Below are 644 nucleotides of genomic sequence, written 5' to 3'. Positions count from 1 at the left end.
CAAAGTTCTTTCTCAATCGCACGGTCGACATTTATCAGCTGGAGTGTATCGAGCTGACCCATCCATCATTCATCAATACCTATCGTGTCGTGCGTAACGATGATCAGGGTGTTTATGTCCGGCACAAGGAGAATGACAGCCAGCTGTTCTATGAATATCTGCCTGCCGAGATCCAGCGCTCAGGCATGCTGGGGGATCTGGACCAGTCCTTGACGATCTCAATATCAGGGCTTGGTGATGTGTTGCCGGATGAGTTTGAGCGAGTGATGGAAGGACAATACCCCGATATTAAGCCAACGGTTAATTACCGGCTCTATAGCTCGGACAATCTCAATACACCGATGTATTACTTGCTTGGTCTGCAACTGTCAGGCGTGGCCATGGACCACAAGGCAGTCACATTCAAGGCTGAATCACCGCGACTGAATACCGCCAAGACGGGCGACATCTTCTCACTGGATCGTTTCACTGGTCTCAAGGGGGCGTTATGAAAGGTCATGATCATTTACTCGATCGGCAATACGATCAGGAAAATTACAATTGTGTCCACTTCGCCCACGAAGCTGCGATGGATCTGTATGGCATAGACCGTGGGGAAGCACTGGAACTGTTTATGCAGCCTAAGGGTGAAATCACTTTTTTAC

The 644-nt window shown here is 49.1% G+C and carries 1 protein-coding gene; it reads left to right on the top strand.

The genetic code is table 11. The features are described from left to right. The coding region (locus ACNQO6_RS18375) for a DUF1833 family protein (protein ID WP_440209907.1) at positions 1 to 491 on the top strand (491 nt) is incomplete at its 5' end. Between the last annotated feature and the right edge of the window lie 153 nt (positions 492 to 644).

The organism is Acinetobacter calcoaceticus, from assembly GCF_051947995.1.
GTDB lineage: Bacteria > Pseudomonadota > Gammaproteobacteria > Pseudomonadales > Moraxellaceae > Acinetobacter.
This window is presented reverse-complemented; position numbering and strand designations above follow the sequence as displayed.